General features: G+C 64.5%; 17 protein-coding genes and 2 tRNA genes. 15 read left to right on the top strand and 4 right to left on the bottom strand.

Going from position 1 to position 25,881, the window contains the following annotated elements:
* The first annotated feature begins 205 nt into the window (after positions 1-205).
* Both ACYVGE_RS02580 and ppnN read left to right on the top strand, forming a co-directional pair.
* The gene (locus tag ACYVGE_RS02580) at positions 206-3,523 is read left to right on the top strand and encodes a TonB-dependent receptor (protein ID WP_460726776.1); all 3,318 of its coding nucleotides are present in this window, start codon (positions 206-208) and stop codon (positions 3,521-3,523) included.
* A gap of 102 nt (positions 3,524-3,625) precedes the next feature.
* The gene (gene ppnN, locus ACYVGE_RS02585; protein ID WP_457095708.1) at positions 3,626-5,017 is read left to right on the top strand and encodes a nucleotide 5'-monophosphate nucleosidase PpnN; all 1,392 of its coding nucleotides are present in this window, start codon (positions 3,626-3,628) and stop codon (positions 5,015-5,017) included.
* Positions 5,018-5,024: 7 nt separating this feature from the next.
* Here the strand turns inward: ppnN and ACYVGE_RS02590 are convergent, their stop codons facing one another.
* Positions 5,025-5,405 carry a type IV pilin protein gene (locus ACYVGE_RS02590; RefSeq protein WP_460726778.1) on the bottom strand — a complete coding sequence of 127 codons (381 nt, stop codon included), beginning with the start codon at positions 5,403-5,405 and terminating at the stop codon, positions 5,025-5,027.
* A gap of 159 nt (positions 5,406-5,564) precedes the next feature.
* Here ACYVGE_RS02590 and ACYVGE_RS02595 point away from each other — a divergent pair, with 159 nt between their 5' ends.
* The 4 genes from ACYVGE_RS02595 to ACYVGE_RS02610 are packed head-to-tail and all read left to right on the top strand — an operon-like array spanning position 5,565 to position 10,812.
* Positions 5,565-6,149, top strand: a complete 585-nt coding sequence (locus tag ACYVGE_RS02595) for a GspH/FimT family pseudopilin (protein ID WP_460726780.1) — start codon at positions 5,565-5,567, stop codon at positions 6,147-6,149.
* A complete protein-coding gene (locus ACYVGE_RS02600) occupies positions 6,140-6,751 on the top strand; it encodes a PulJ/GspJ family protein (protein WP_460726782.1) in 612 nt (203 codons plus the stop codon). The genes ACYVGE_RS02595 and ACYVGE_RS02600 overlap by 10 nt, the downstream gene beginning before the upstream one ends.
* An 18-nt stretch (positions 6,752-6,769) precedes the next feature.
* Complete coding sequence (locus ACYVGE_RS02605) at positions 6,770-8,437, top strand: pilus assembly PilX family protein (protein WP_460726784.1); 1,668 nt, start codon at positions 6,770-6,772, stop codon at positions 8,435-8,437.
* Between the two features lie 14 nt (positions 8,438-8,451).
* Positions 8,452-10,812 carry a type IV pilus modification PilV family protein gene (locus ACYVGE_RS02610; RefSeq protein ID WP_460726786.1) on the top strand — a complete coding sequence of 787 codons (2,361 nt, stop codon included), beginning with the start codon at positions 8,452-8,454 and terminating at the stop codon, positions 10,810-10,812.
* 102 nt (positions 10,813-10,914) lie between these two features.
* Here ACYVGE_RS02610 and ACYVGE_RS02615 read toward each other — a convergent pair.
* Positions 10,915-10,991, bottom strand: a tRNA-Asn gene (locus ACYVGE_RS02615).
* Positions 10,992-11,046: 55 nt separating this feature from the next.
* The gene (locus tag ACYVGE_RS02620; RefSeq protein ID WP_460726788.1) at positions 11,047-11,586 is read right to left on the bottom strand and encodes a GspH/FimT family pseudopilin; all 540 of its coding nucleotides are present in this window, start codon (positions 11,584-11,586) and stop codon (positions 11,047-11,049) included.
* A gap of 153 nt (positions 11,587-11,739) precedes the next feature.
* Between ACYVGE_RS02620 and uvrB the strand changes: the two genes are divergently transcribed.
* Positions 11,740-13,770, top strand: coding sequence for an excinuclease ABC subunit UvrB (uvrB, locus tag ACYVGE_RS02625; RefSeq protein ID WP_460726790.1), 2,031 nt, complete (start codon positions 11,740-11,742; stop codon positions 13,768-13,770).
* Between the two features lie 139 nt (positions 13,771-13,909).
* Positions 13,910-13,984, top strand: a tRNA-Val gene (locus tag ACYVGE_RS02630).
* A gap of 105 nt (positions 13,985-14,089) precedes the next feature.
* Here ACYVGE_RS02630 and ACYVGE_RS02635 read toward each other — a convergent pair.
* On the bottom strand, positions 14,090-14,749 hold the full coding sequence (locus ACYVGE_RS02635; protein ID WP_460726792.1) for a helix-turn-helix domain-containing protein: 660 nt from the start codon (positions 14,747-14,749) through the stop codon (positions 14,090-14,092).
* A 212-nt stretch (positions 14,750-14,961) separates the two neighbouring features.
* On the opposite strand from ACYVGE_RS02635, the gene ACYVGE_RS02640 reads away from it, so the two are divergent.
* From ACYVGE_RS02640 to ACYVGE_RS02670, 7 genes are all read left to right on the top strand, one after another.
* Complete coding sequence (locus ACYVGE_RS02640) at positions 14,962-16,983, top strand: serine hydrolase domain-containing protein (RefSeq protein ID WP_460726794.1); 2,022 nt, start codon at positions 14,962-14,964, stop codon at positions 16,981-16,983.
* 57 nt (positions 16,984-17,040) lie between these two features.
* Complete coding sequence (locus tag ACYVGE_RS02645; RefSeq protein WP_460726796.1) at positions 17,041-18,057, top strand: dipeptide epimerase; 1,017 nt, start codon at positions 17,041-17,043, stop codon at positions 18,055-18,057.
* Positions 18,054-19,382 (top strand): peptide MFS transporter, encoded by a 1,329-nt coding sequence (locus ACYVGE_RS02650; protein ID WP_460726798.1) that lies wholly within the window; start codon positions 18,054-18,056, stop codon positions 19,380-19,382. The genes ACYVGE_RS02645 and ACYVGE_RS02650 overlap by 4 nt, the downstream gene beginning before the upstream one ends.
* A 227-nt stretch (positions 19,383-19,609) precedes the next feature.
* Positions 19,610-21,946 carry a TonB-dependent receptor gene (locus tag ACYVGE_RS02655; protein ID WP_460726800.1) on the top strand — a complete coding sequence of 779 codons (2,337 nt, stop codon included), beginning with the start codon at positions 19,610-19,612 and terminating at the stop codon, positions 21,944-21,946.
* Between the two features lie 109 nt (positions 21,947-22,055).
* Positions 22,056-23,072 carry a DUF1611 domain-containing protein gene (locus ACYVGE_RS02660; protein WP_460726802.1) on the top strand — a complete coding sequence of 339 codons (1,017 nt, stop codon included), beginning with the start codon at positions 22,056-22,058 and terminating at the stop codon, positions 23,070-23,072.
* A gap of 13 nt (positions 23,073-23,085) precedes the next feature.
* The gene (locus ACYVGE_RS02665) at positions 23,086-24,225 is read left to right on the top strand and encodes a YkvI family membrane protein (protein ID WP_460726804.1); all 1,140 of its coding nucleotides are present in this window, start codon (positions 23,086-23,088) and stop codon (positions 24,223-24,225) included.
* A 2-nt stretch (positions 24,226-24,227) separates the two neighbouring features.
* The gene (locus ACYVGE_RS02670; RefSeq protein ID WP_460726806.1) at positions 24,228-25,832 is read left to right on the top strand and encodes a serine hydrolase; all 1,605 of its coding nucleotides are present in this window, start codon (positions 24,228-24,230) and stop codon (positions 25,830-25,832) included.
* The last annotated feature ends 49 nt before the right edge of the window (positions 25,833-25,881 follow it).

Consider the following 25,881-nt stretch of genomic DNA (forward strand, 5'->3'; position numbering starts at 1 on the left):
CGTGACGGCGTCACGGACTTGACATGTATCCGCCGCAGTATGGGTTAAACTGGCGTTAACCCAACCGGTTCCGGCGGGGTCAGGGGCTCCATTAAATCAGTTTGCAGCGTGCCGGCTGGATGCGGGCGCGTTGCCGTTTGCCACCTTCTTTCATATCCGAATCTCCGAGGCATCCAAAACAATGACTCATTCGAATCGCGTCCGCATGTCGAAGCTCACGCTCGGCCTGCTTGCCGTTCTTGCAACCGCTCCTGCATTCGCACAGAGCACCTCCGCTGGTGTGGGCGGCCGCGTTATCGGCGCCGATGGCAGGCCCGTCGCTGGCGCCGAAGTCACCATCACGCACACCGAATCCGGCACCGTCAGCCATGCCATCACCGATGCGGACGGCCGCTACAACGCGCGCGGCCTGCGCGTGGGTGGTCCGTACACCGTCACCATCAATAAGGGTGGCGAAGGCAGCAGCGTCCAGGACGGCGTCTACCTCGGTCTCGACCAGGTGGCCGATGTCGACTTGCAGCTCACGAACGAAGCCGCCACGACCCTCGGCGCCGTCACCGTCATGGGTGCATCGACCGCGGGTTTCTTTGGCGCTGACGTGAAGGGCAACGAGACCAGCCTGTCGCGCAAGGACCTCGATCGCATGCCGGCTCCGGACCGTTCGATCCAGAACGTCGTGCGTGCCGATCCTCGTGTCGTCGTCACCGACCGCGATCGCGGCGCGTTCTCCGCCGCCGGCCAGAACTTCCGCTACAACAGCATCACGGTCGACACCATCCAGGCAGGCGACCCCTTCGGCCTGAACGACAACGGTCTGCCGACCAAGGGCACGCCGATTTCGCAGGACGCGATCGAGAGCTACAACATCTCCACCGCCAACTACGACGTGGCTACCCGCCGCGGCGTGGGCGCATGGGTCAATGCGGTCACCAAGAGCGGTACCAACGACTTCCACGGCTCGGTCTATTACGTCTACCAGAACGCCGACGACATGATCGGCGAGAACGCTTCGGGCGCGAAGTGGACGGGCTTCACCAAGGACACGACCATCGGCGGCACGCTGGGTGGCCCGATCGTCCAGGACACGTTGTTCTTCTTCGCAAGCTATGAAGAAAGCACCAAGAAGAGCCCCGGCGCGCCGTTCGGCACGTCCGACTCGGACGCTACGCTCAAGGTTCCGGGCGTAACGCAGGCGCAGGTCGACGCCATCATTGCCGCCGCCGAGGCGAAGGGCATGAATCCCGGCGACACCACCGCTTCCAACGTCGACACCGAGGCCAAGCGCGGCCTTTTGAAGTTCGACTGGAACATCAACGAGTCGCACCGCGCCAGCCTGCGCCTCAGCGAGACCAAGGAAGTCGAGCCGATCATCACGGCGGCCGTGACCACGGGTGCCAACCCGAAGCTGCCGCTGTCGAGCAACTGGTACGTGCTGGACAAGAAGAACACCAGCTACGCCCTGAGCCTGTACGACGACTGGACCTCGAACTTCTCGACCGAGTTCTCCGTCGGCTACAACGAGTTCACCCAGAACCGCGATCCGCTCGTGGGTGGCGCGCAGCCGGAAGTGACCGTGCGCACCAACGGCCTGGATGCGGGCCCGGGCGTGACCTTCGGTACCGAGTTCTCGACGCAGGCGAACCGCCTGGCGGTCAAGACGTGGAATGGTTACTTCGCCGGCACCTGGTATGTGGGCGACCACGTCCTGAAGGGCGGCCTGGACTACCAGAGCGACGATTACTACAACCTGTTCCTGCAGAACTACTACGGCTCCTACGAGTTCAACTCGGTGGCCGATTTCATCTCCGGCACCTACCGCCGCTATCGCCTCAACATCCCGGCCCCGGGCTACACGCTGGGCAACGTGGCGGCCGAGTTCGAGCTGAAGCAGTACGGCTTCTTCCTGCAGGACACCTGGCAGGCCAACGACAAGCTCTCGCTGCAGTACGGCCTGCGCTATGACGTGCCGGACGTCAGCCCCGATCCGACCCTCAACCCCTGCTTCGCCGCCGATCCGGGCACGCTGGGCCAGCAAGGCAACCCGGCGGTGTGCGGCCTGCGTGCGAACACCGCTGTGGGTTCGAACACCGCAGCGGCAACGGGCGGCTTCGGCTATGCCAACACGGGCACCATCGACGGCAATTCGCAGCTGCAGCCGCGCTTCTCGTTCAACTATGCACTGGAGGACGACACCCAGCTGCGTGGTGGCGCGGGCCTGTTCATCTCGAACACCCCGGCGGTGTGGGTCGCCAACCCGTACTCGAACAACGGCGTGTCGGTTGCGGGTTATGACGTGAACCGTCGCCGCCTCCCGACCGACCCGGCATTCAGCTCTGATCCGTTCAACCAGAATGTCCCGGGCGGCGTGCGCACGCTGCCGGGCCTGGGTACGTCGCAGATGAACGTCAGCGTCGTGGATCCGGACTTCGACCTGCCGAGCGTCACCAAGTGGTCGTTGGGCCTTGACCACAAGTTCCCGGTGTTGGGTGGCCTGGTCGCCAGTGCCGAGTACCTGCACCTCGACACCTACAACGGCATCATGTACCAGAACCTCAACCTGGGCGCGCCCACCGGCGTCCTGCCGGATGGCCGCCTGAGCTACGCCAGGTTCCCGAACAATGCCCCGGGCGGTGCCAACACCAACCGCTGGAACGCCAACCCGTCGTTCGGCCAGCAGGTGATCCTGCTGACCAACACCAACAAGGGTAAGTCCGACAGCTTCACCATGTCGCTGCGCAAGCCGTTCGCCAACGACTGGAGCGCAATGGTGGCCTACACCCACACGCGCGCGACGGACGTCAATCCGGGTACCTCGAGCGTTGCCAACAGCAGCTTCCAGAACCGCGACTGGATCAATCCGAACGACGAGTACACCGCGACCTCGAACTACGAGATCCCGAACCGCATCCTTGCGCAGGCTACCTGGCAGCACGCTTTCTTCGGCGAGTATGCGACCAGCATCAGCGCGCTTTACGACGGCCACAACGGCGCGCCGTACAGCTGGATCTTCGGTAACGATGTCAACGGCGATTCGTACTTCCGCGACCTGGCGTATATCCCCGCCGGCCCGGGTGATGTGCAGTTCACCGCCGCCACCCTCGCTTCGCCGGGCCTGGTCAATTCGTTCTTCGAATACCTGAAGTCGAATCCGGAACTGGCGCGTCACGGTGGCGAGATCTTCCCGCGCAACGATGCCCGTGCTCCTTGGGTCAACCAGCTGGACCTGACCTTCTCGCAGGAAGTGCCCGGCTTCATGAAGGGCCACAAGGGCGAAATCCGCTTCGACATCTTCAACTTCCTCAACATGCTCAACAAGGATTGGGGCGTGGAGAAGCGCGCCAGCTTCCCGCTTGAACGCGTTCTGGCCAACGAAGCTGGTGTCGTGAACGGCAAGTACGTCTACGACCTCATCCCGTACCGCGGTGCCGACGGCTCCTACTCGCCGGCCGTGCTCCAGCCGAACGAGAGCATCACCCCGTCGCAGCGTTGGTCGGTGTTGATGACCCTGCGTTACAAGTTCTGAGCATCGCAAACGCAGTAGCGAAAACGGCCGGGGAAACCCGGCCGTTTTTTTGTGGGCGCCGCTGCGCTAGAGTCCCCGCAATACGACACGAAGAAGCCAGAAATGAAGACCACCCTCGAAGCCATCGACACCAGCCTGCCGACGGTGAACACGCACATCTATCCGCGCGGGGGGCTGGACGTGCTCTCGCGCTCCGAGGTCGCCCGCCTCAGGGATGCCTCCGCCGGCGGCATGCACGACCTGCTGCGCCGGTGCGCGTTGGCCGTGCTGACCAGCGGCAGCGCCTCCGACGATCCGCGCGCCGCGCGCGAGCTCTACCCCGATTTCGACATCGAGGTGCAACAACAGGACCGGGGCGTCCGCATCGACCTGCGCCATGCGCCCGCGATGGCCTTTGTCGATGGCGAGATCATCCACGGCGTCGCCGAACTGCTGTTCGCGGCCGTCCGCGACCTCGCCTACATCTCCATTGAACTGGGGGAGGAGGGCGGTCGCGACCTGCACAGCAGCGACGGGATCACCGACTCCGTTTTTGGCCTGCTGCGCAATGCGCGCCTGTTGCGTCCGGCGGATCCCAATCTCGTGGTCTGCTGGGGCGGCCATTCTATTTCGCGCGAGGAATACGTCTACACCAAGCAGGTGGGATACGAGTTGGGCCTGCGCGGGCTCGACATCTGCACGGGCTGCGGCCCCGGTGCGATGAAGGGCCCGATGAAGGGCGCGACCATCGCGCACGCCAAGCAGCGCAAGCGCAACACCCGTTACATCGGCATCACCGAGCCCGGCATCATCGCCGCCGAATCGCCGAACCCGATCGTCAACCACCTGGTGATCATGCCGGACATCGAGAAGCGCCTCGAGGCATTCGTGCGCCTGGGGCACGGCATCATCGTTTTCCCGGGCGGGGTGGGGACGGCGGAGGAAATCCTGTACCTGCTCGGCATCCTGCTGCGCGAAGAAAACGCCAGCCTGCCATTGCCGCTGATCTTCACCGGACCGACGGCCTCAGCGCCTTACTTCGAGCAGATCGATCGCTTCATCCGCCTGACCCTGGGCGAGGAAGCCACGCGCCGCTACCAGATCATCACCGGCGACAGTGCCGAAGTCGCCAAGCGCATGGCTGCGGGCGTCCGCAAGGTCCGGGAACACCGCATCGCCCAGAAGGACTCGTTCTTCTTCAACTGGTCGATCGCCATTCCGGAGGAGTTCCAGCGCCCCTTCGTTCCGACGCACGAGGCGATGGCCGCCCTCGATCTGCACCACGGGCGCAAACCCCATGAGCTGGCTGCCGACCTGCGCCGCGCGTTCTCCGGAATCGTTGCCGGCAACGTCAAGGAGGACGGCATGCGACGCATCGAGGAGCGTGGCCCCTTCGAGATCCACGGCGATACCGAGATCATGCAGTCGCTGGATGCGCTGCTGCGCGCGTTCGTCGAGCAGCGCCGGATGAAGATTGCCGGAGAGTACCGGCCCTGCTACCGGGTGGTGGCGTGACCGACGCCTAGTTGCAGGAGGCCGTGCTCCACGTCGGCTTGCCATTGTTGGTGGCGCGGATCGCCACGAGATTTCCGCAGCGATCCCCTTGCTGCGCGCCCGCGGGAACAGCGGTGAGGGTATAGTCCCCCGGGCCGAGCGCGGAAGGGGTAATCGTGTAGTAGGGAGTAGTGGATGTGCAGGTTGCCCCGCAACCTGCGTAAGAGGGATTTTCCGCGCGCCAGCGCTCAAGGCCTAGCTGTACTACACCTATGGCGCGCACCGCCTCCGCGCGCCGCCCTTTGCGGACGTACTCCTGATAGGACGGCAGCGCAAAAGTGGCCAGGATCGCAATAACTGCGACCACGATCATGAGTTCGATAAGCGTGAAACCCTTCGCGTTACGCATGCGTGCCCCCTTCGTTCGGGAAAATAGTAGCACTCGGCTTCCGCGGTGAGCCTCTGCTGGATGGCGCCTGTCCCTCCAAACCGGCCGCTCGTCCGTCGCAGCTTGCAGGGGCTGACGCCGGCTTCCTAAAGTCCAGCTTGGTCAATCCAGGGGGCGCCCGTGGCTGGGAACAAACACAACGAGGCGTCCGGCTTCACGTTGATTGAATTGATGGTAACCATAGCCGTGCTGGCGATTCTGGCTGTCATGGCGGCCCCGTCGTTCGCAGACTTCATCGACAGATATCGCCTGCGCGGCGCGGTCGACGATGCTGTCAGCCTCGTCTCGAATGCGCGGGCCGAGGCGGTAAAGAATGATCGGGATGTAAGCATCGCTTTCGGCGGCACAACAGCAGACTGGTGCGTAGGGGCCAATGCGGCGCTGGAACCGACGGGGGGGGAATCAGCGCAAGGAGCAATTCCCTGTGATTGCAGAACTGTGGCTTCGTGCCAGGTCGGTGGTCAGTCGCTGGCCGTGGCACAAGGTACCCATAGCCGCGTGACGGTGACAGCAGCCAGCCTCGCTACATCGTTTGTCTTCAGCAGCAAGCTGGGGGTCATTTCTCCGCTCGGCAGTGCAAATGCGACATTCACGTCGCCGAGTGGCAAGTACGACCTGCGGCTCAACGTCAATGCACTAGGTCAAGCGGGCGTATGCGTTCCTTCTGGCAAGCCGGCGATCGTAGGAGTGTCTCCATGCCCCTGACTCGACATGAGGGTCGCCGTGCTCGCATGCGCGGTTTCACGCTTATTGAGCTGATGGTAGCGGTAGCACTTGGCCTGATCGTGATGGCCTCCGTGCTTACCCTGATCATTTCGATCATTCGTTCCAACAATCAGACGGTCCAAGCCACGAGGCTCACCCAGGAGTTGCGTGCCACGGCAGCGGTGATTGCCTCTGACCTGAAGCGTGCACGGGGCGTGCAGGATCCCTTGGCAGCCGCAAAGCAAGGGAACCCGTATGCGGTGCTCTACCTCGATGGCGTTGCCAACCCGGCCGATGGAACGGTGGGTCAATGCATCAGCTACGGATATGCCAATGCTTCGGGCGGCGGTTTCCATGTGATCCGCCTCGACAACGGGAAGGTTTCGCTGGCGGAGTCCGCTACAGCGGCGGCTGCAACCTGCGGTCTTGCGGGGCAGTCGTTGAATTCTTCACAGGTCAACATCAGCAACCTGCGCTTCACCATCAACGGACGCCAAGTCACCATCACGCTGACTGGCTCTCTGTCGGTGGGTGACTTGCAGGTGACGTCAATCAGCAGAAGTCTTTCTCAAACCGTGTTCATTCGTTCCGTTGGCAGTTGACGGCGTAGGAGTCCTGACATGAGCTCTGTTAAGCAAATTCGCGCGCCCGGCAACCAGCGTGGCACCGTCCTGATTGTTGCGATCGTGGTACTGCTGTTGGCCAGCATTGCGACGATGTTTGCCTTGAAGGTCGGCCTGTTCGAGACGCGAAGCACCGCCAACGACATGCGTGCGAAAATGGTCAATGAAGTCGCCGAAGCGGGACTCTCGGAGGGCTTTGAGTTTCTGATGCGGCAACATGGCGACTGGTTGGACGACCCAACCCGCTGGGAGTTGTGCGTCGGGACCGACACGAAGTTTCCCTGCGGTGCCGTGCCCCAGTTCGAGCCCGATGGCACCACTCCTCGACGTGCGACGATGTACCGGTATATAGGTGGGACGGGCGCCGCCTTCGGCAATGCCATCGATGCCCATATGCTTCCGCTCACCAACACGATGACCAGCGTTGGTGGGTTCAATGTCAACTACGGTGTTGCGCCGGTCCTTTGCCGGGTTGCGCGCCCGGCGCCCACCGAGCCTGCAAATACGCCAGTGCGATGCGCTACGGATGTCACTAATGCGACCAAACAGCGGATCGCGACGTTCGTGGCAGTGGGCGCGATTCCGGGTGAATCGGCACGCACCACGCTGACGCAGACCATTGGTCGTTACGCCATCCTCCAGAACGGAGCCGAAGTGCCACCGATCCTGGCGTCAGGATCAGTAGACATTACGGGCACTTTGCAGATCGTGACAAACCCCAATAGTGCGGGGCCTGGCGTTCCGGTATCCATCTGGACCCGTCGCGATGTGGTCAAGCATGGCACCCCCAATACCTGCTATGCCGACGAGTTCTTCCGCTACGGGGACAAGCACGGCGATGCCCAATGGGTAGGCACGACTGTTCGTACTCTGGTCTGTGACACCTGCCAGTGTGAGGGCGACAAATCGTTGTCTTACGACAAGTCAGGAAATCAGATCGACGAAGGGATCGATATCCTGGATGTCGACGGCAATACGGCTGGCGGTAACCCCAACCAGGCAAACCGCGACATCCGCCTGAACATGAATGAATTTCCCTGCGACCTGTTCGACTATGTCTTTGCGGTGAAGACGTGGCAGGACACCGACAACGACTATTTCTGCGAAACGCGTCGGCCACGCATTTCGTATACGCCCGACTGGAATCCGTCGCTGCAGGAATCGCTCTATCCCGACGAGGCCTATCTGTACGCGAACGCGGCGCACATCATCATGGACACGAATGACGCGCAGGCAACGCGCATCATGTCGGGATCCAATAAGAACGTCGCTGCGAGCTATCTCGACTCAAACGCGTCCGGCCTGGTGTGGTGTCAGACCGGTTGCAACATAGGTACGGGTTCCATCGTCGGGTCTCCCGATCATCCGGTGATCCTTGTGATCGATGGGTCCGCGCGCATCCAGGGGAGGGTGTATGGAATGGTGTTCCTGCGCACCGACACGGCAGGCCCCCTCAATCCCGCTACAGGTGGTACGGCCACCCTTGACATGAATGCTGGTGCGACTGTCTACGGTGCAGTGGTCGTCCAGGGACAAGTGGACAAGGCGAACGGTACCTCTGCGGTTGTCTATAACGGCGACATCCTCAACCGTCTTGCGACCGACCCGTCGGGAAGTCGCTACGCGACGCTGCCGGGCGCGTGGACAGACCTGCGTTCTTACTGACAGGAGACGGCACAATGTCCCGCTCTTACCTTACAAAGAAAGTTCGTGGCTTCTCGCTGATCGAGGTAATGATCGCGGTGGTCGTCCTTGCCACGGGTCTCATGGCGCTGGCTGCCCTGCAAGGCAGCCTTGCCAGGAACTCAGCCGAGGCAAAGGTCCGTGGCCGTGTTACGGCCATGCTGTCGGCACGCATGGACCAACTGCGAAGCATGGGTTATGACGCTGTCGCGGCGGACGCGGCTACAACTACTACCGCGGAGAACTGCGCCGCCTCAACGCGCCCCTGGCTGTGTGCCGCCGGCAAGGAAGCTTCACTGAGTCAGCTTTCGGTGAACCAGGGCGTAACCGTCTGGTCTGGGGCAGTAGACGGTGCGAATTTCGCCGCCGTGGCTCCTACTGACCCGGCAATCGATCCGCAGTTCAAGCGCGTGCAGTTGACGGCGACGTGGAACGACGCGTCCAACGTCGCGCACACCGTGTCGATGTCTTCGGATATCAGTGCGCTTGCGCTGCGCAGCACCCTGGTTCCGCCGCCCGATCCGAGCAGTTCAAGCAATGTCCGCCCAGTCGTGCGCGAGGATGATCCGACCGAGACGGGCATGATTCCGATCGCCATCGGCAATGGCAGTGAGACCGCAGCCACCAATCCCAAGCCCATCATCGTCGGCCGGAACAACAGCCTGATCGAGACCAAGTTCAATGTGCTGACGTACCAGCTCGCCGGTGGCACAGCGCAGGTGCAGCAGCGGGTGGAGACCACCGTTGTGGGTTGCCGTTGCAAGTACGGCAACCAAGGGCAATTGAGCGGGGTCTTTACGCAGAACTTCCGCCCGACTTATTGGGACGGCACCAAGTACAAGACGCCGCAAATGGTCGATCGGACCAACACTTCCCTGCGTCCGATTTCGGGCCCAGTCGGCAGTGGCTCCACCGATAGCAGCAACCCGCAGAGCGATCTCTGCACGGATTGTTGCCGTGACCATCATGACGTCAGCGGGGACACGGTCAAGTTCGACCCGTTCCGTACCGGCGCGCACGACCACTATCGCAATAACAACCTGAGTGCGGCGGTCCAGCCTGCCAGCGGCGGCGAGTACGACGAGTCGTGCCGCGTAATTCGCGTCGATGGCTTCTGGCGGGTTGCCACGGACGCGCGCATCGTGCATTTCGACTATATCGGCACGGGCCCTGCGGTCACCGACCAAGGCCCGGATCCGACCTATTCGGGCTACTACGAGACGTTTGTGGTGGACTACCTACGCAACCGCTTCGTCGGACCCGACGATGGGCTTTCCGCGGACGCGCGATATGCGCAGGCGCCCGCCAAAAATCCGGCATCGATTGCGATCACGGCTAACGCTCAACGTTACCAGCACACGCATGCGATCCTGCTGGACAACATCGAGCCCGAGGCGCAAGCCAAGATCAGCGCGCAGGTCACCAACTGCACCAGGACCGACAAGGCGGATTGCGTCCTGCCGCACATTCCGTTCACCACCATCAACCTTACGGAACTGAGCCACTACCTGCCCAGCAATTCCCAGGTCATTTCCGTGCTCGATGGCGGCGCCAATTTCAACGACAGCACCATCGTCCAGGGGCGGGTTACGGGCTTGACCACTGCCCCTGCGGGCACCAATACGGTGACCGCGGATGCCACCGTCAAGATCTCCAATACCGGCCTCGCGGGCATCCTGCCGATCGATCCGCAGGATGCGAATGTGTTCCCCGTTCCGCCGCCGCCCGCGGTTACCTGGACGCCGGGCAAGCAGACGTACACCTTGACCAATGGCGCACCGACTACGGGCGAGACCTTGCTCGTGAATCTGTCGCCAGCCTTTGTCACGATGAACGACGGCGCTCCGGCTAACGATCCGGGTGTCCAGTTGTCGGGCGAGGCAACCACGTGCCCGGTGAATTCGGCGACTGCAACGAACCCATATCGTTGCCTCAAGTCCGGTGGGTTCGGAGCCGCTGGATCATCGGCGACGGTGACCGTGTCCGGCTACAACGGGTACCAGGCCGGCGTAGGCACGGATATGCCGGTTGCCCAGCGCTCGATCACCTGCACGGAAGACAAGAACAACAACCCGGACACCCGGTCCTACACGCTCACGAGCTCGGATCCCATCCGCATCTGCAAGAACTACCAGGTGCTGAATGACCCGGCTTACACGATCGGAACGATAACGTCGCCTGGCCTGCAGGCAGAGAAGACCCAGGTCACCTTCCCGTCGGTCACGAATGGTGACAGCCGCACGATCCTCTTCGGCGCGGAGACGGATACGTATTCGTTCACCTGCAAGTTCAAGCAGCAGGGTAATGGCAACAACGCGACCTACACCTTCACGGTCCTCGCTGCCGCCTGTCCCTGACGCGGCTTGAGCATGAAAGGCCTGCAGAAGTGCAGGCCTTTCTTGCAGCCAGGGAACCAAAAAAGAAAAGGCCTGCATCTCTGCAGGCCTTTCTTTTGAATCTGGCGCCCGAAGTTGGACTCGAACCAACGACCCCCTGATTAACAGTCAAGTGCTCTAACCGGCTGAGCTATTCGGGCGGGGACGCGTATGTTAGGTGTGGGGTGGGCGAGGGTCAAGCCCGGAACCGCCATTTTACCCACCATATGCGCAATCCCAGGCCGCACTGGCGCTGGGTTGGCCCGTCCGGAGATTGCCGGAATTCGACAGGACCAGCGTTGTCGCGAATTTGGGGCCGCGCGAGTCGCACAACGTGAACGTGACGTTGGAGCCCGCGTTGCCTCCGTTCGGTTGAAAAACCAGGCGGGTACGACCCGCCGTCGAGCGAAGGTGCACCTCGTCAGGCAGCGGCCGGCCCTCTGCCAGGCGCGTTTCGTTCGGGTCCGGAATCCGGTTGCCATTGATGTCGGCAAAGACCAGCCAGCCGTGGTCCCAATTGGTCGACTTGCTGCATTGGCCCGCCGCCAGGGTGGGGCAGATCACGACTTCGCTTCCGGAGATTGCGGAATGGCGAACGGCATCCAGCAGGCTGGCCGCGAGTCCCGCGCGCACGGCGCCGGAATCGGCGGCCGCCTTCGCGTGCGACCACGCGGGAACCGCCACCGCCACCAGGATCGCGATGACGGCCATGGCGACCAGCGCCTCGATCAGGGTGAATCCTTTCACGCTCGGCATCTACTGGACTCCCGTCACAGATGCCCACAATGCTGACTGAGCCGTTCATGCCGCGCTGTCGGCGCAGGCCCGGCTTCAGGGTAGGAAAAGTCCGCACCCGCCCTCATAACCGGGACTGGCTACACTCAGCGATTGCCTATTCCCCGCAGGCCCATGAACGAACTGATCCATCCCTCAGGCTTCCAGCTCGTTACGCCCTACCAGCCCGCCGGCGACCAGCCGCAGGCGATCACCAAACTGGTGGCCGGGTTCGAGAACGGCCTGGCCCACCAGACCCTGCTGGGCGTCACCGGCTCGGGCAAGACCTTCACCATCGCCAACGTCGTGCAGCAGATACAGAAGCCGACGATCGTGATGGCTCCGAACAAGACGCTCGCCGCGCAGTTGTACGGTGAATTCAAGTCGTTTTTCCCGCACAACGCCGTCGAGTACTTCGTCAGCTACTACGACTATTACCAGCCGGAAGCCTACGTCCCGTCCTCCGATACCTACATCGAGAAGGACAGTTCGGTGAACGAGCACATCGAGCAGATGCGCCTGTCCGCCACCAAGGCGCTGCTGGAACGCAAGGACGCCCTGATCGTCTGCACGGTGTCCGCGATCTACGGCTTGGGCGACCCCAACGAATACTTCAAGATGGTGCTGCACATGGTGCGCGGCGAGCGCATCGAGCAGCGCGAGCTCATCCGCCGCCTTACCGAAATGCAGTACACCCGCAACGACACCGAACTGCGGCGCGCGACCTACCGCGTGCGCGGCGAAGTGATCGACGTGCACCCGGCGGAAAGCGACTCGGAAGCCTTGCGCATCGAGTTGTTCGACGGGGAGATCGAAAACCTCACCATGTTCGATCCGCTGACCGGCGAGACCCTGCGCAAGTTGCCGCGCTACACGATCTATCCGGGTTCGCATTACGTGACCTCGCGCCGCACCGTTCTGGACGCGATCACGGCCATCAAGGACGAGTTGCGCGAACGTCTCGAGCAGCTCTACGCACAGAACAAGCTGGTGGAAGCGCAGCGCCTTGCGCAGCGCACCCAGTTCGACCTGGAGATGCTGGCCGAGGTCGGCTACTGCAACGGCATCGAGAACTACAGCCGCCACCTCACCGGCCACATGCCGGGCGAGCCGCCGCCGTGCCTGTTCGACTACCTGCCGCCGGATGCGCTGCTGGTCGTCGATGAATCGCACGTCACCGTTCCGCAGGTCGGGGCGATGTACAAGGGCGACCGCTCGCGCAAGGAAACGCTAGTCGAATTCGGCTTCCGCATGCCCTCTGCGCTCGACAACAGGCCGCTGAAGTTCGAGGAGTGGGAGGGGCGTTCGCCGCGCGCGATCTTCGTGTCCGCAACGCCCGGACCTTACGAATTGAAGCATTCCGAAGGACAGATCACCGAACTGGTGGTCCGACCGACCGGCCTCATCGATCCACAGGTCGAGATCCGGCCGGTCGCTACCCAGGTCGACGATGTGCTCGGCGAGATCACCGAGCGCGTGGCGATGGGCGACCGCGTGCTGATCACCACACTCACCAAGCGCATGGCCGAGAACCTGACCGAATACCTCGGCGAACACGGCGTGCGCGTGCGCTACCTGCACTCCGACATCGATACCGTGGAGCGGGTGGAGATCATCCGCGACCTGCGCCTGGGCAAGTTCGATGTGCTGGTCGGCATCAACCTCCTGCGTGAGGGCCTCGACATGCCCGAGGTTTCGCTGGTGGCGATCCTGGACGCGGACAAGGAGGGCTTCCTGCGTTCGGCCGGCTCGCTGATCCAGACCATCGGCCGCGCTGCGCGCAACCTGCGTGGCAAGGCCATCCTGTATGCGGATCGCGTCACCAATTCGATGCAGAAGGCGATCGAGGAAACCGATCGACGTCGCCAGAAGCAGGTGGAATACAACGCCGCGCATGGGATCACGCCGCAAAGCATCGTGCGCGCGGTGATGGATGTGATGGAAGGCGCGCGCGTCGATCCGGACTCGCTCAAAGCCCGGGGCAGGGCGCGCAGGGTGGCCGAGGAGGCCGCTGAATACGCCGCGCTCAGCCCGGCCCAGTTTGCAGCGCGAATCAAGACGCTGGAACAGCAGATGTACAAGCACGCCCGCGACCTCGAGTTCGAGGAAGCCGCGGGCATTCGCGACCAGCTGCGGCGCCTGCGCGAAGCGGGCTTTGCCGCGTGATTCCCCGGCGGGCCGCGGGTCGCGGCGCGCAACCGTGGAAACCACCGCAGCTGCAGGCGGGTGAAAACGGAAACTCTTGCCGCGAAGGCCATCGCCGGGATACACTGCGCGCCCCTCGCAGCGGGGTTTCAGCTGCAAAGGGCGGTTAGCTCAGCGGTAGAGCACTACCTTGACATGGTAGGGGTCACAGGTTCGAACCCTGTACCGCCCACCATCTGATCCGGCATGAATGCTGGTCGGATGGATCGAAGACTTCCAAGGCCACCTCCTGCAGGTGGCCTTTTTCGTTGCCTGGAGGCCCGCCAGGCGGGAACGACTGCTATTTCCTTCCGGCGCTGGTCGCCTTTTCCGGCTTGCCAGTCTCGCCATGGATCGTGAGCAGCGACTCCATCAGGTGTTCGTCCGCACTCGAGCAGACCCCGAGCAGCACGACTTCTTCGCAGCCCTCGGCGGCGATGTACGCATGCCCCATGTTGGAGTCGATGTAGACCGATTCGCCGGCCTCGAGCACGATCGGATCGTAGAACTCGGTGTGCACTTCGGCGCGGCCCTCGAGCACGTGGATGTATTCCTCGCCCGGGTGGCGCACGAGTTCGCCGAATTCCCCGATGCTCTTGGCGCGCACCCGCGTGATCACCGGGATCATCCGCTTCCGGCGCAATTCCGGGCACAGGTAGAAGTAGTCGTAGTTGGGCGTGGTGACCCGGATCGAATCCGCCACGCGGCCAATGCTGCGGCGCGCCGTCACCGCCGGTTCGAGTGAACTGTCCTCCTCGGCGAAGAGCTCCGACATGCGGATGTTCAGTCGCTGGCTGATCTGCAGCAGCTTGTCGTAGGTGAGGCTGAGGCGGTCGTGCTCGACCTTGGACAGCGTCGACAGCGGAATGCCGCAACGCGTGCTCATTTCCTTGAGGGTCCAGTCGTTGCGGGCGCGCAGCGCGCGCAACAGGCTGCCGATGGTGGGGTGCTGCTGGGTCATGCGGATTCGTTGCTCCTGCAGGGGAGGGGCGGGTTCCCGGTGGTTCCCCCCCCCATCTTGGGGGTGTCTCAAGGTACAGCCTGGTCGCAATTTTAGATCATCATGACCAAAGTGGGTTGACAATTTTCCGATCAGGATCTTTATTCTCTACTACGGTCATGGCGCGACTAGCGCCGGATGACCATCGCCATCGCCGAGGGGAGAGGGAAAAGATGCAACTGTTCAAACGAGGTCAGCTGTTCACCGCGCTGCTTGCGCTGGGGCTCGTGGCTGCCACCGCCGCCGCGCAGGAGCCGGCCACCAACGTGCCGCCGGTCATGCAGGCGCCCGCGACATCCGCCGCGCCGCCGCCGGCAGACGCCATGCCCGGTCCGACCGACCGCCTGACCGCCCCGGACCTCGAAGCCTGGCTGGACGGCTTCATGCCGTACGCGCTGGAACAGACCGACGTCGCCGGTTCGGTCGTCGTCGTGGTGAAGGACGGCAAGGTCCTGCTGGAGAAGGGTTACGGCTTCTCCGACCTGGCCAAGCGCACGCCGGTCGATCCGGCTCGCACGCTGTTCCGCCCGGGCTCGACGTCCAAGCTGTTCACCTGGACCGCCGTGATGCAGCTGGTCGAACAGGGCAAGTTGAATCTCGACGCGGACGTCAACCAGTACATCGACTTCAAGATCCCGGCGTACCAGGGCAAGCCGGTCACCTTGCGCAACATCATGACCCACACCACGGGCATGGAAGAGGTGATCCGCGGCCTCATCGCCAACGACGAGAAGGAGATCTTGCCGCTCGACGCGACCCTCAAGCACTGGATCCCCGAACGCGTGTACGCGCCGGGCACCACGCCCGCGTACTCCAACTACGCCACGGCGCTCGCGGGCTACATCGTCCAGCGCGTGTCGGGCCAGCCGTTCGACCAGTACATCGCGCAGCACATCTTCGCGCCGCTGGGCATGCAGCACTCCACCTTCAGCCAGCCGATCCAGAAGAACCTGCTGGCGATGACGTCGAAGGGCTACAAGACGGCCTCCGACGGCAAGGAGCAGCCGTACGAGTACATCAACCTCGCGCCCGCGGGCAGCCTGGCGTCGACCGGCGCCGACATGGCCAACTTCATGATCGCGCACCTGCAGAACGGCGCGTTCGGCGACCAGCGCATCCTGCGCGAAGAGACCGCGCGCGAGATGCACGGCACCGCGCAGGCCTCGGTCGGCCCGCTCAACAAGATGATGCTCGGCTTCTACGAAACCACCGCCAACGGCCACCGCGCGATCGCGCACGGCGGCGACACGCAGTGGTTCCATAGCGACCTGCAGTTGTTCCTCGACGACGGCATCGGCATCTACGTCTCGACCAACAGCTCCGGCAAGGACGGCAGCGCACGCCTGATCCGCGACGGCCTGGTCACCGGCTTCGTCAACCGCTACCTGCCTGGCCCGGAACGCAAGGACGGCGGCGTCGATGCCGCCACCGCGAAGCAGCACGCCCAGCTGATCGCAGGCAGCTACAACAGCAGCCGCCGCGCGGATTCGAACTTCATGAACCTCGTGTACATGCTCGGCCAGACCAAGGTCACCGCAAACGACGACGGCACGATCAGCAGCCCCATGCTGGCCGGTTACAGCGGCGCGCCGAAGAAGTGGCGCGAAATCAGCCCGTTCGTGTGGCAGGACACCAACAGCGGCGACCGCCTCGCCGCCGACGTCATCGATGGACACGTGACGCGCTTCACCGCCGAACCGTTCTCAGCGATCATGGTGTTCCAGCGCGCCGCGTGGTGGCAGACCCCGGGCGTGTTCCTGCCGATGCTGTTCGGCAGCCTCGCCGTGCTGCTGCTGACCGTGCTCGCCTGGCCGGTGTCGGCGCTGGTGCGCCGCCACTACGGCGTGCGTTATCCGCTGGCGGGCCAGGATGCGCGCGCGCACCGCTGGAGCCGCATCGCCTCGCTTGCCGTGCTCGTGTCGATGGGCGGGATGATCGCGATGATCTTCGCGATGATGTCGGACCTCGCGATGATGTCGCCGAAGGCCGACGCCATGGTCATCGCGGTGCGCAGCCTGACGACGCTCCTCCTGCCGATCGGCGCCGCCATCGCGCTGTGGAACGCGTGGACGGTGCTGCGCAGCAAGCGCTCGCTGTGGGCGAAGCTGTGGAGCATCGTGCTCGCCGCGTCCTGCCTCGCGCTGCTGTGGATCGGCGTTGCCTGCCACGTGCTCGGCTTCAGCGCGAACTACTGACCTGTCCAATGCGCGGCGGCCCTCGTGCCGCCGCGCACATCTCCGGGAAACAACATCGTGATCCAGACCGACCGCGTTGCGCTCATGGTGCGCAACGAACTGCTGCGCCTGTCCGCTCCGTTCCGCATCTCCGGCCATGTCTTCGAGGCCTCGCCCGTCACCGTCGTCACCCTGCGCCAGGGCCATTACATCGGCCGCGGCGAAGCGGCTGGCGTGTACTACATGCACGACGAGCCGTCGGACATGGCGCGCACGCTGGAAAAGCAGCGCGATCGCCTCGAGGCGGGCATGACGCGCGAGGCATTGCGCGGCCTGCTGCCGTCCGGCGGCGCGCGCAATGCCGTCGACTGCGCGCTGTGGGAACTCGAAGCGCGCCTGGCCGGCGTGCCCGCCTGGCAACTCGCTGGCATCGCGGGACCGAGGCCGCTGCTGACGACGTTCACCGTGGGTGCCGACGATCCGGACAAGATGGCGACGCGCGCGCTGGCCTACACGCATGCGCGCGCGATCAAGCTCAAGCTCACCGGCGAAGTCGACCTCGACATTGCCCGGCTCCGTGCGGTCCGCAAGGCGCGTCCGGAGGCCTGGATCGGGGTGGACGCCAACCAGGGCTACGTGCCGAAGACCTTGTCGCAGCTGTTGCCCGTGCTGGTCGACGAGGGCGTGTCGCTGCTCGAACAACCCTGCCGCCGCGACCACGAAGCAGACCTCGACGGCATCGACCACGTCGTGCCGATCGCCGCGGACGAAAGCATCCTCGATCTCGCCGAACTCGAGGAGCGCGCACACCGGTTCGACGTGATCAACATCAAGCTCGACAAGTGCGGTGGTCTCACCGAAGGCCTGATGATGGCCAAGCGCGCGCGCGAAATGGGCAAGCGCGTGATGGTGGGCAACATGGTCGGCACGAGCCTGGCGATGGCACCGGCCTTCATCCTCGGCCAGCACTGCGACATCGTCGACCTCGACGGCCCGCTGTTCCTGGAGCGCGATCGCACGCCCGGCGTGGTCTACGCCGACGGCCATGTCGATTGTCCGGACAATGTGTGGGGTGCCCCGGACGCGGTGCTGTGAGCGTGCTCTCGCCACCGCGCGCCATCGCCCGTTCGCACTGGTTCAACCAGCCGCCGGGGCTGGCGATCCTGTTCCTCACGCAGATGTGGGAGATCTTCTCCTACTACGGGATGCGCACGCTGCTCGTCTATTACATGACGAAGCAGTTGTTGTTCGGCCAGCAGCATGCGTCGCTGGTCTACGGCGTGTACGTGGCGACGTTCTACTTCACGCCGATCGTCGGGGGCGTCATCTCCGATCGATGGCTCGGACGCAGGCGCGCGGTCATCATCGGCGCTGCGATCATGTCCATCGGGCATTTCCTGATGGCGTCCGAAGCGCTGCTCTATTTCGCGCTCGCGGCGATCGCGTTGGGCAACGGTTTGTTCCTGCCCAGCCTGCCGAGCCAGATCGACGACCTGTACGCCAAGGACGATCCGCGTCGCGGCTCGGCTTACAACTTCTATTACGTGGGCATCAACGTCGGCGGCCTGCTCGCGCCGCTGGTGTGCGGCACGCTCGGTGAGCTGTACGGCTGGCACTGGGGCTTCGGTGCGGCGGGCGTCGGCATGTTGCTGGGCCTTCTGATCTACACGTTTGGTTCGCGCTGGTTGCCGCCGGAACGACCCAAGCCGAAAGACGTCGCGCCATCCGAGCGCATGCCGCGTGATGCCATGCGCAGGCGCGTCCTCGCGCTGCTCGGGATCGGCCTGTGCGTCATGGTGTTCCGCGGCGCGTACGAACAGTCGGGCAACACGATCGCGCTGTGGGCGGACGTCGGCCTGGATCGCGCGGCGGGTGCCTTCACGATTCCGATGACGTGGTTCCAGGCGCTCAATCCGCTGCTGGTGATCTTCCTCACGCCACTGCTCGTCATGCGGTGGACGAAGCAGGCGGGCAGCGGCCGCGAACCGTCGCCTGCGAAGAAGATGGCGACGGGCGCATTCGTGGTCGCGTTGGCGTTCGCGATGCTCGCCTGCGTCGATGCGAGCGCGGCCGGGCATGCGCACTGGAGCTGGCTCGCGGGTTTCTTCCTTCTGTTCACGGTCGGCGAGCTTTTCATCCTGCCGATCGGCCTCGGCCTGTTCGCACGGCTGGCGCCGGCAGGGCACGCCGCGACCACGATCGCCGCCTGGTACTTCGCGTCGTTCGGCGGAAATCTGCTGGCCGGTGCGCTCGGCACCTTGTGGAGCGCGATGGGGCATGCGGCGTTCTTCGGCGTGATGGCGGGTGTCGCGGTGCTCGCCGGTTGCCTGCTGCGCCTGCTCGATCCGGCCGTTGTCCGTGCCGAAGCGGCCAACGGTCACGGCTCCGACCAACGGCAGGCTGAACTCGCCACACACTGATTGACAATTTTCCAAACAGGATGTTTATATCCTGATAAGGATTTATGGAGCCTGATACGGCAACGTTCTCGTCTCCATAGAGATTCATGCACTGACCGCGGCGCTGATCCACCGCGGTTATTCCGATACCGCATCGGGCTAGTCATGGGAGGCAACTCCCGCACCTGCCCGGTGATGTTCTTGGCTGACACACGCCGGTCCAACGGCGAACCTTTGGGGAGAGGGGAATGCACAAGCACCACACGCGCGAACGCGCACCGATGCGCCGTTCGTTGACCACCGCGATCTCGTTGACCTTGGCGCTGGGCATGGCCGGGCCGACGCTTGCGCAACAGGCCCCGGCCGAGGCGGGGGATGCGGCCGCGGCGAATGCCGTGACGCTGGATGAGGTCGTGGTCACCGCCAACAAGCGCGTCGAGAACATCCGCGAAGTAGCTTCGTCGATCAGCGTGATCAACGAAGAGAAGATCGAGAATTCCCACGCCACCCAGCTCAGCGACTTCCAGGCCTCGGTGCCCGGCCTGGCCATCAACAGCAACGGCAGCCCGGGACGGACCACGGTGTCGCTGCGCGGTGTGTCGCCCTTGTCGTCCAGCGCCACCGTCGGCACCTACCTCGACGAAACCCCGCTGGGCTCGAGCGGCGTGTACCAGGCCGCCAACTTCTTCGCACTCGACCTGCTGCCCTACGACATCCAGCGCATCGAAGTGCTGCGCGGACCGCAGGGCACGCTGTATGGCGCCAGCACGATGGGCGGCCTGATCAAGTACGTCACCGTCGCACCGGATCTGTCCAGCACCGAGTTCCGCGTGGGCGGAGGTCTGTCCAGCGTCGAGGGGGCGGGCGATCTCGGCTGGGATGCACGCTTCGGCGCCAACATTCCGCTGGTCACCGACCGCGTCGGCCTGCGCATGAGCTATGCCGTCAACGAGCTGCCGGGCTACATCGACAACAGCGTCGACGGCCGCGATGACATCAACGATGCCAAGCAGACCAGCGCACGCGCCGCGCTGCGCTGGCAGGAAGACAGCTTCAGCCTGGACCTGGTCGCGATGCGCCAGACCATCGACAGCGACAACAACGCCCAGGTCGCGCTGGATCCGGTGAGCCAGAAGCCGCAGTTCGGCGACCTCACCAACAGCGTGTGGGTCGACGAGCCGTTCACCAAGGACGTCGACTTCTACTCGGCGACTTTGAACTGGAACCTGGGCTGGGCCGATTTCGTCTCCGCCACGGGCTACTCCGAGTCGAGCAGCCTGTTCCGCCAGGACGCGACCGTGCAGTTCGGCCAGGTCGCCAACCTGCTGCTCCATCTGCCTGCACCGGGCGCTTCCAACTTCGACATCAACCTGGACATGGACAAGTTCACCCAGGAATTCCGCCTGGTGTCCCATGCCGACGGTGCGTTCGAGTGGATGGCCGGCGTGTTCTACACCAAGGAAGACGCCACCCAGACCCAGTTCGCCCAGCTCTACCAGCGCGACGGCTCGCCGTTGCCGGCGCCGTTCGGCAACCTCGTTCTGGCGTCGATCCTGATTCCGAGCGACTACAAGGAAACGGCGGTCTTCGCCAACGGTTCCTACCGGTTCAATGATGTCTTCAAGATCGATGCCGGCATCCGCTATGCGGAGAACGACCAGAAGTTCTCGCAGACCGTCACCGAGGGCATCCTGGCGCCGATCGGCAGCGCGTCCAACAGCTCGTCCGAAGACGTGTTCACCTGGAGCGTGAGCCCGCAGCTCAAGCTCAGCGAAGACGCGATGCTCTATGCGCGCGTGGCGACCGGCTACCAGCCGGGCGGCCCCAACGTGCTGGTCCCGGGCCTGCCCTCGCAGGTGGATTCGTCGACGCTGACCAGCTATGAGCTCGGCCTGAAGTCGCAGCTGTTCGACAACGTGGTGTTCGATCTGACCGGCTTCTACATCGACTGGTCGGACATCCAGGTCGCATCGGTCGTCAACAACATCTCCGGCCTGGTCAACGCCGGCAAGGCCAGCACCGCGGGCGTCGAGTGGTCCATGCTGCTGCATGCCAGCGATCGCCTCGACCTGGGCTTCAACGGTGCCTACACCAATGCCCAGCTCGACGAAAACTTCCCGGTGATCTCGGTGCCGTCGGGCGCGCTCCTGGTGGAACAAACCAGTGGCCTGAAGGGCGACTCGCTGCCGTATGTGCCGGAGTGGAGCTGGGCCGGTACCGCCGACTACACCCTGCCGCTCGACGGAGGCTGGAACGCACACTTCGGCGGCGCCGTGCGCTTCGTCGACGAGCGCGAAAACGGCACGACCGAAGTCCAGAACATCTTCAACGCCGCAAGGACGACCCTGCTGCTGTCGACGAGGACCGAGCCGCTGCGGGTCGAGGACTACTGGTCGCTGGATCTGAACGCCGACTTCAGCAATGAGAACTGGACCCTGCGCGGCTACGTCAAGAATGTCACCGACGAACGCGGCTACCAGAGCATCGGCGATATCGCCGATGCCCTGACCAAGCAGGTCAACAAGCTCGTCGCCGCACCGATCCAGCCGCGCACGTTCGGCATCGAAGTCGACTACCGGTTCTGACCGGCCCGTTCTGACCGATCCGTTCCATTGCCGTACTCACGCGGTTGCGCACCGCGGGCGGACCCACCGCCCGCGGCATCCGGACCGCGGCCCACCTCCGGTGAATTGCTTGATCCACGACGTATCGCTTCCGCAGCCTTACCTGTTGTTCCTCGGTGACACCACCGAACCCGGCTATGCAAAGACCGCGTTCGGCCTGCGCGACTGGGCCGGCGAGCGCTGCGTGGGCGAGTACGCCTGCGGCGCCACGGTCAGTACCGGCCTGCCATTCCTGACTCCTGCCGAGGCGCGCGCCGCGGGCGCCAACGCGCTGGTGATCGGCGTGGCAAACGCGGGCGGCTTCATTCCGCCGTCGTGGCTGGCGGCCCTGGTCGAGGCGATGGAAGCCGGCCTGGACATCATCAGCGGCATGCACGCGCGGCTGCGTGACTTCGATGTGTTGCGCGAGGCCGCCGATCGTCTCGGGCGCCGCCTGATCGATGTGCGACAACCGCCCATGGGAATCCCGGTCGCATCGGGTCGGCCGCGCCAGGGGAAGCGCCTGCTGACGCTCGGCACCGACTGCGCACTGGGCAAGAAATACACGGCGCTCGCGCTGGCGCGTGCGTTCACCGCGCGCGGCAAGGATGCGACGTTCCGCGCGACCGGCCAGACCGGCATCCTCATCGCCGGCGGCGGCATCCCGATGGATGCGGTCGTCGCCGATTTCGCCGCTGGTGCCGCCGAAATGCTCACGCCCGATGCGGACGCCGACCACTGGGACGTCATCGAAGGGCAGGGGTCGTTGTTCCATCCGGCCTATGCCGGCGTCTCGCTGGCGCTGCTGCATGGCAGCCAGCCCGACGTGATCGTGGCGTGCCACGAGCCCGGACGCGAACGCGTGCTCGGCCATCCCGCCTATGCAGTGCCCGGCATCGAGGAAACCATCGAGCTTGCATTGCGCCTGGGATCGCGCACGCGGCCCAACATCCGCTGCGCCGGTGTCAGTCTCAACACCGCGAAGCTGGACGGAGCCGCGGCGCACCGCCTGATTGCCGCGGAAAGCGAGCGCCTCGGGCTTCCAGTCGCCGACCCGATGCGCGGCGGCGCGGCGTTCGACCAACTGGTCGACGCGTGCCTTGCGTAAGTCGGAGAATGTCATGAGCACGACGTCGACCTGGTTCCAGCGCCTGATCCTGCCGGGACTGGCGTTCAAGGCCGCGGTGATCGGCGGCGGCTACGCCACCGGCCGCGAACTGGCGGAATACTTCATCCCCAGCGGCCCCCAGGGCGGCATCCTGGCGATCCTCGTGGCGATGGTGTCCTGGAGCGTGATCTGCGCGCTGACCTTCGCGCTGGCCCAGGCGACGCGGTGCTTCGACTACCGCAGCTTCTTCGGCACGCTGTTGGGGCCGTTCGCGGTGGTCTTCGAACTCGCGTACCTGGTGTTCATGGTGCTGATCCTCGCCGTGTTCGGTGCGGCCGCGGGCGCGATCTGCCAGGCGATGTTCGGCTGGCCCACGCTCGTCGGCACGCTGCTGCTGATGCTGGGCATCGGCGCGTTCACCGCCTACGGCAACCACTCGGTTGAACAGCTGTTCAAGTGGGTGTCGTTCTTCCTGTACGGCGTGTACGTGCTGTTCGTGATGTTCGTGCTCCTCGGCTTCGGCGACCGCGCCGCCGAGATCTTCCGCACGCCGGTGCCTACCGACGGCTGGTTGTCGGGCGGCCTCACGTATGCCGGCTACAACATTGTCGGTGCGGTGATCATCCTGCCGCTGGCGCGGCACTTCACTTCGCGCCGCGACGCCGTGGTGGCGGGCGTGCTCGCCGGGCCGCTGGCGATGGTGCCGGGTCTGCTGTTCTTCATCTGCATGATCGCGTGGTATCCGCAGATCGGTAACGAGGCGTTGCCGTCGGACTACATCCTGCGCAAGCTGGACATGCCGGTCTTCCACCTGCTGTTCCAGGCGATGATCTTCAGTGCGCTGCTGGAGAGCGGCGCCGCCGCGGTGCATGCCGCCAACGAGCGCATCGCCGCCGCGTGGCGCACGCACCGTTCGCGCGAACTGTCGAGCGCCGGGCGCTTCGCGATCGCCGCGACGCTGCTGGTCGGCTCGATCTTCATCGCCGACCACTTCGGCCTGGTAGCGCTGATCGCCAAGGGCTACCGCGGCCTGGCCTACCTGTTCCTGGTGGTCTACGTGCTGCCGTTGCTGACGGTCGGTGTGTGGTGGCTGTGGCGCCGTTCGCCGCAAGCGACCCTGGCCGCGCAATCCCATTCCTTGCAAGGAGAATGAACATGACCGGACGCCGCTTCGCGCCGCGCTTCGTACTTCTGGCCTCGACGCTGTTGGCGGGTGCCGCGTTCGCGGCGCCGCCCGCGGACCTGGATACGCGCGTGGATGCCGCCATGCGCGCACACGGCGTTCCGGGCCTGACGATCGCCATCGTCGAGGACGGCAAAGTCGCGATGACGAAAGGCTATGGCGTGCGCAAGCTCGGATCGCCCGACCGTGTGGACGCGGACACGATCTTCCCGACCGGATCGACCGGCAAGGCGATCACCGCCGCCGCGCTCGCCGTGCTCGTCGACGACGGCAAGATCAAGTGGGACGACAAGGTCATCGACCACATTCCGTGGTTCCGCATGTACGACCCGTGGGTAACCAGCGAGATGACGGTGCGCGACCTGCTCGTGCACCGCAGCGGCCTCGGCCTGGGCGCGGGCGACCTGATGTTCGTGCCGTCCTCCTCGCGCAGCCGCGCTGACACCGTGCGCGCGCTGCGCTACATCAAGCCGGCCACCAGCTTCCGCAGCGGCTATGCGTACGACAATGTGCTGTATTCGGTCGCCGGCCAGCTGATCGAGGAAGTGACCGGCCAGACCTGGGAGACGTTCGTGCGCGAGCGCGTGCTCAAGCCCGCGGGCATGACCAGCTCGGTGACCGAGCAGTCGGCGCGCTTCGCCAACCCCAACCGCGCGTGGCCGCACGCCCGCACCGGTGGCCGCGTGCGCGGCATGGGCGAGCAGAAGGTGCTCGACGAGCGCAAGACGCTCGGCGACAACGGCGCGCCCGCGGGCGGCCTGTCGTCCAGCGCGAACGACCTTGCCCACTGGATGCAGGTGCAGCTCGGCCACGGCACGTGGACAGACGCATCGACTGGCAAGCAGGTAAAGGTGTTCAGCGAGGAATCCTCGGCGCAGATGTGGACGCCCGTGGTGCCCACGCCGACGCCCAAGTGGCCGGGCAAGCTCGCCGAGGCCGCGCCGAAGTTCTCGTCCTACGCGCTGGGCTGGAGCGTACGCGACTACCGCGGCGAAAAGGTGATCGAGCATGGCGGCGCGATCTTCGGCGTGTACACGTACATCGCGCTGTTCCCGGACCGCAACTTCGGCGTTGCCTTCCAGATGAACTCCGAAGACGTTTCGGTGATGCGTGGGATCGCGCTCGAGGTGATCGACCATGAACTCGGCGCGCCGGACACCGACTGGGTCGCCGCGTTCGACACGTTCCTGGAACAGCGCATGCAGGGCGGCATCACGGCGCTCGCCACCAGCGCGAAGTCCGCGCCAGCCGCGCAGGGCAAGCCCACGTTGCCGTTGGCGAATTACGCCGGCCGTTACGCCGATCCGTGGTACGGCCCGATCGCGATCACCAACGAGAAGGGCGTGCTGCGGGTGAACTTCCTGCAGTCCCCGGGCTTGACCGGTCGCCTCGAGCACGAACGCTTCGACACCTTCCGCACGGTGTGGGACAACCCGGAATACGAACAGGCCTACGTCAACTTCGGCCTCGATCCGGAAGGCAAGGTCGAGCGCATCACGATGAAGGCGATCTCGCCTATCGCCGACTTCAGCTGGGACTTCCAGGACCTGCTGTTCACGCCGCTGCCCAAGGAGTGAACGCGGCACGCATTGACGGGCCAGCTTGAGCAACGGCGCGATCGGGGGA

The organism is Lysobacter rhizosphaerae, assembly GCF_054779795.1.

Coding starts and splice junctions, on each gene's coding strand:
- ACYVGE_RS02580 (WP_460726776.1), top strand. CDS start 206: ATGTCGAAGCTCACGCTCGGCCTGCTTGCCGTTCTTGCAACCGCTCCT.
- ppnN (WP_457095708.1), top strand. CDS start 3,626: ATGAAGACCACCCTCGAAGCCATCGACACCAGCCTGCCGACGGTGAAC.
- ACYVGE_RS02590 (WP_460726778.1), bottom strand. CDS start 5,405: ATGCGTAACGCGAAGGGTTTCACGCTTATCGAACTCATGATCGTGGTC.
- ACYVGE_RS02600 (WP_460726782.1), top strand. CDS start 6,140: ATGCCCCTGACTCGACATGAGGGTCGCCGTGCTCGCATGCGCGGTTTC.
- ACYVGE_RS02605 (WP_460726784.1), top strand. CDS start 6,770: ATGAGCTCTGTTAAGCAAATTCGCGCGCCCGGCAACCAGCGTGGCACC.
- ACYVGE_RS02610 (WP_460726786.1), top strand. CDS start 8,452: ATGTCCCGCTCTTACCTTACAAAGAAAGTTCGTGGCTTCTCGCTGATC.
- ACYVGE_RS02620 (WP_460726788.1), bottom strand. CDS start 11,586: ATGCCGAGCGTGAAAGGATTCACCCTGATCGAGGCGCTGGTCGCCATG.
- uvrB (WP_460726790.1), top strand. CDS start 11,740: ATGAACGAACTGATCCATCCCTCAGGCTTCCAGCTCGTTACGCCCTAC.
- ACYVGE_RS02635 (WP_460726792.1), bottom strand. CDS start 14,749: ATGACCCAGCAGCACCCCACCATCGGCAGCCTGTTGCGCGCGCTGCGC.
- ACYVGE_RS02640 (WP_460726794.1), top strand. CDS start 14,962: ATGCAACTGTTCAAACGAGGTCAGCTGTTCACCGCGCTGCTTGCGCTG.
- ACYVGE_RS02655 (WP_460726800.1), top strand. CDS start 19,610: ATGCACAAGCACCACACGCGCGAACGCGCACCGATGCGCCGTTCGTTG.
- ACYVGE_RS02665 (WP_460726804.1), top strand. CDS start 23,086: ATGAGCACGACGTCGACCTGGTTCCAGCGCCTGATCCTGCCGGGACTG.
- ACYVGE_RS02670 (WP_460726806.1), top strand. CDS start 24,228: ATGACCGGACGCCGCTTCGCGCCGCGCTTCGTACTTCTGGCCTCGACG.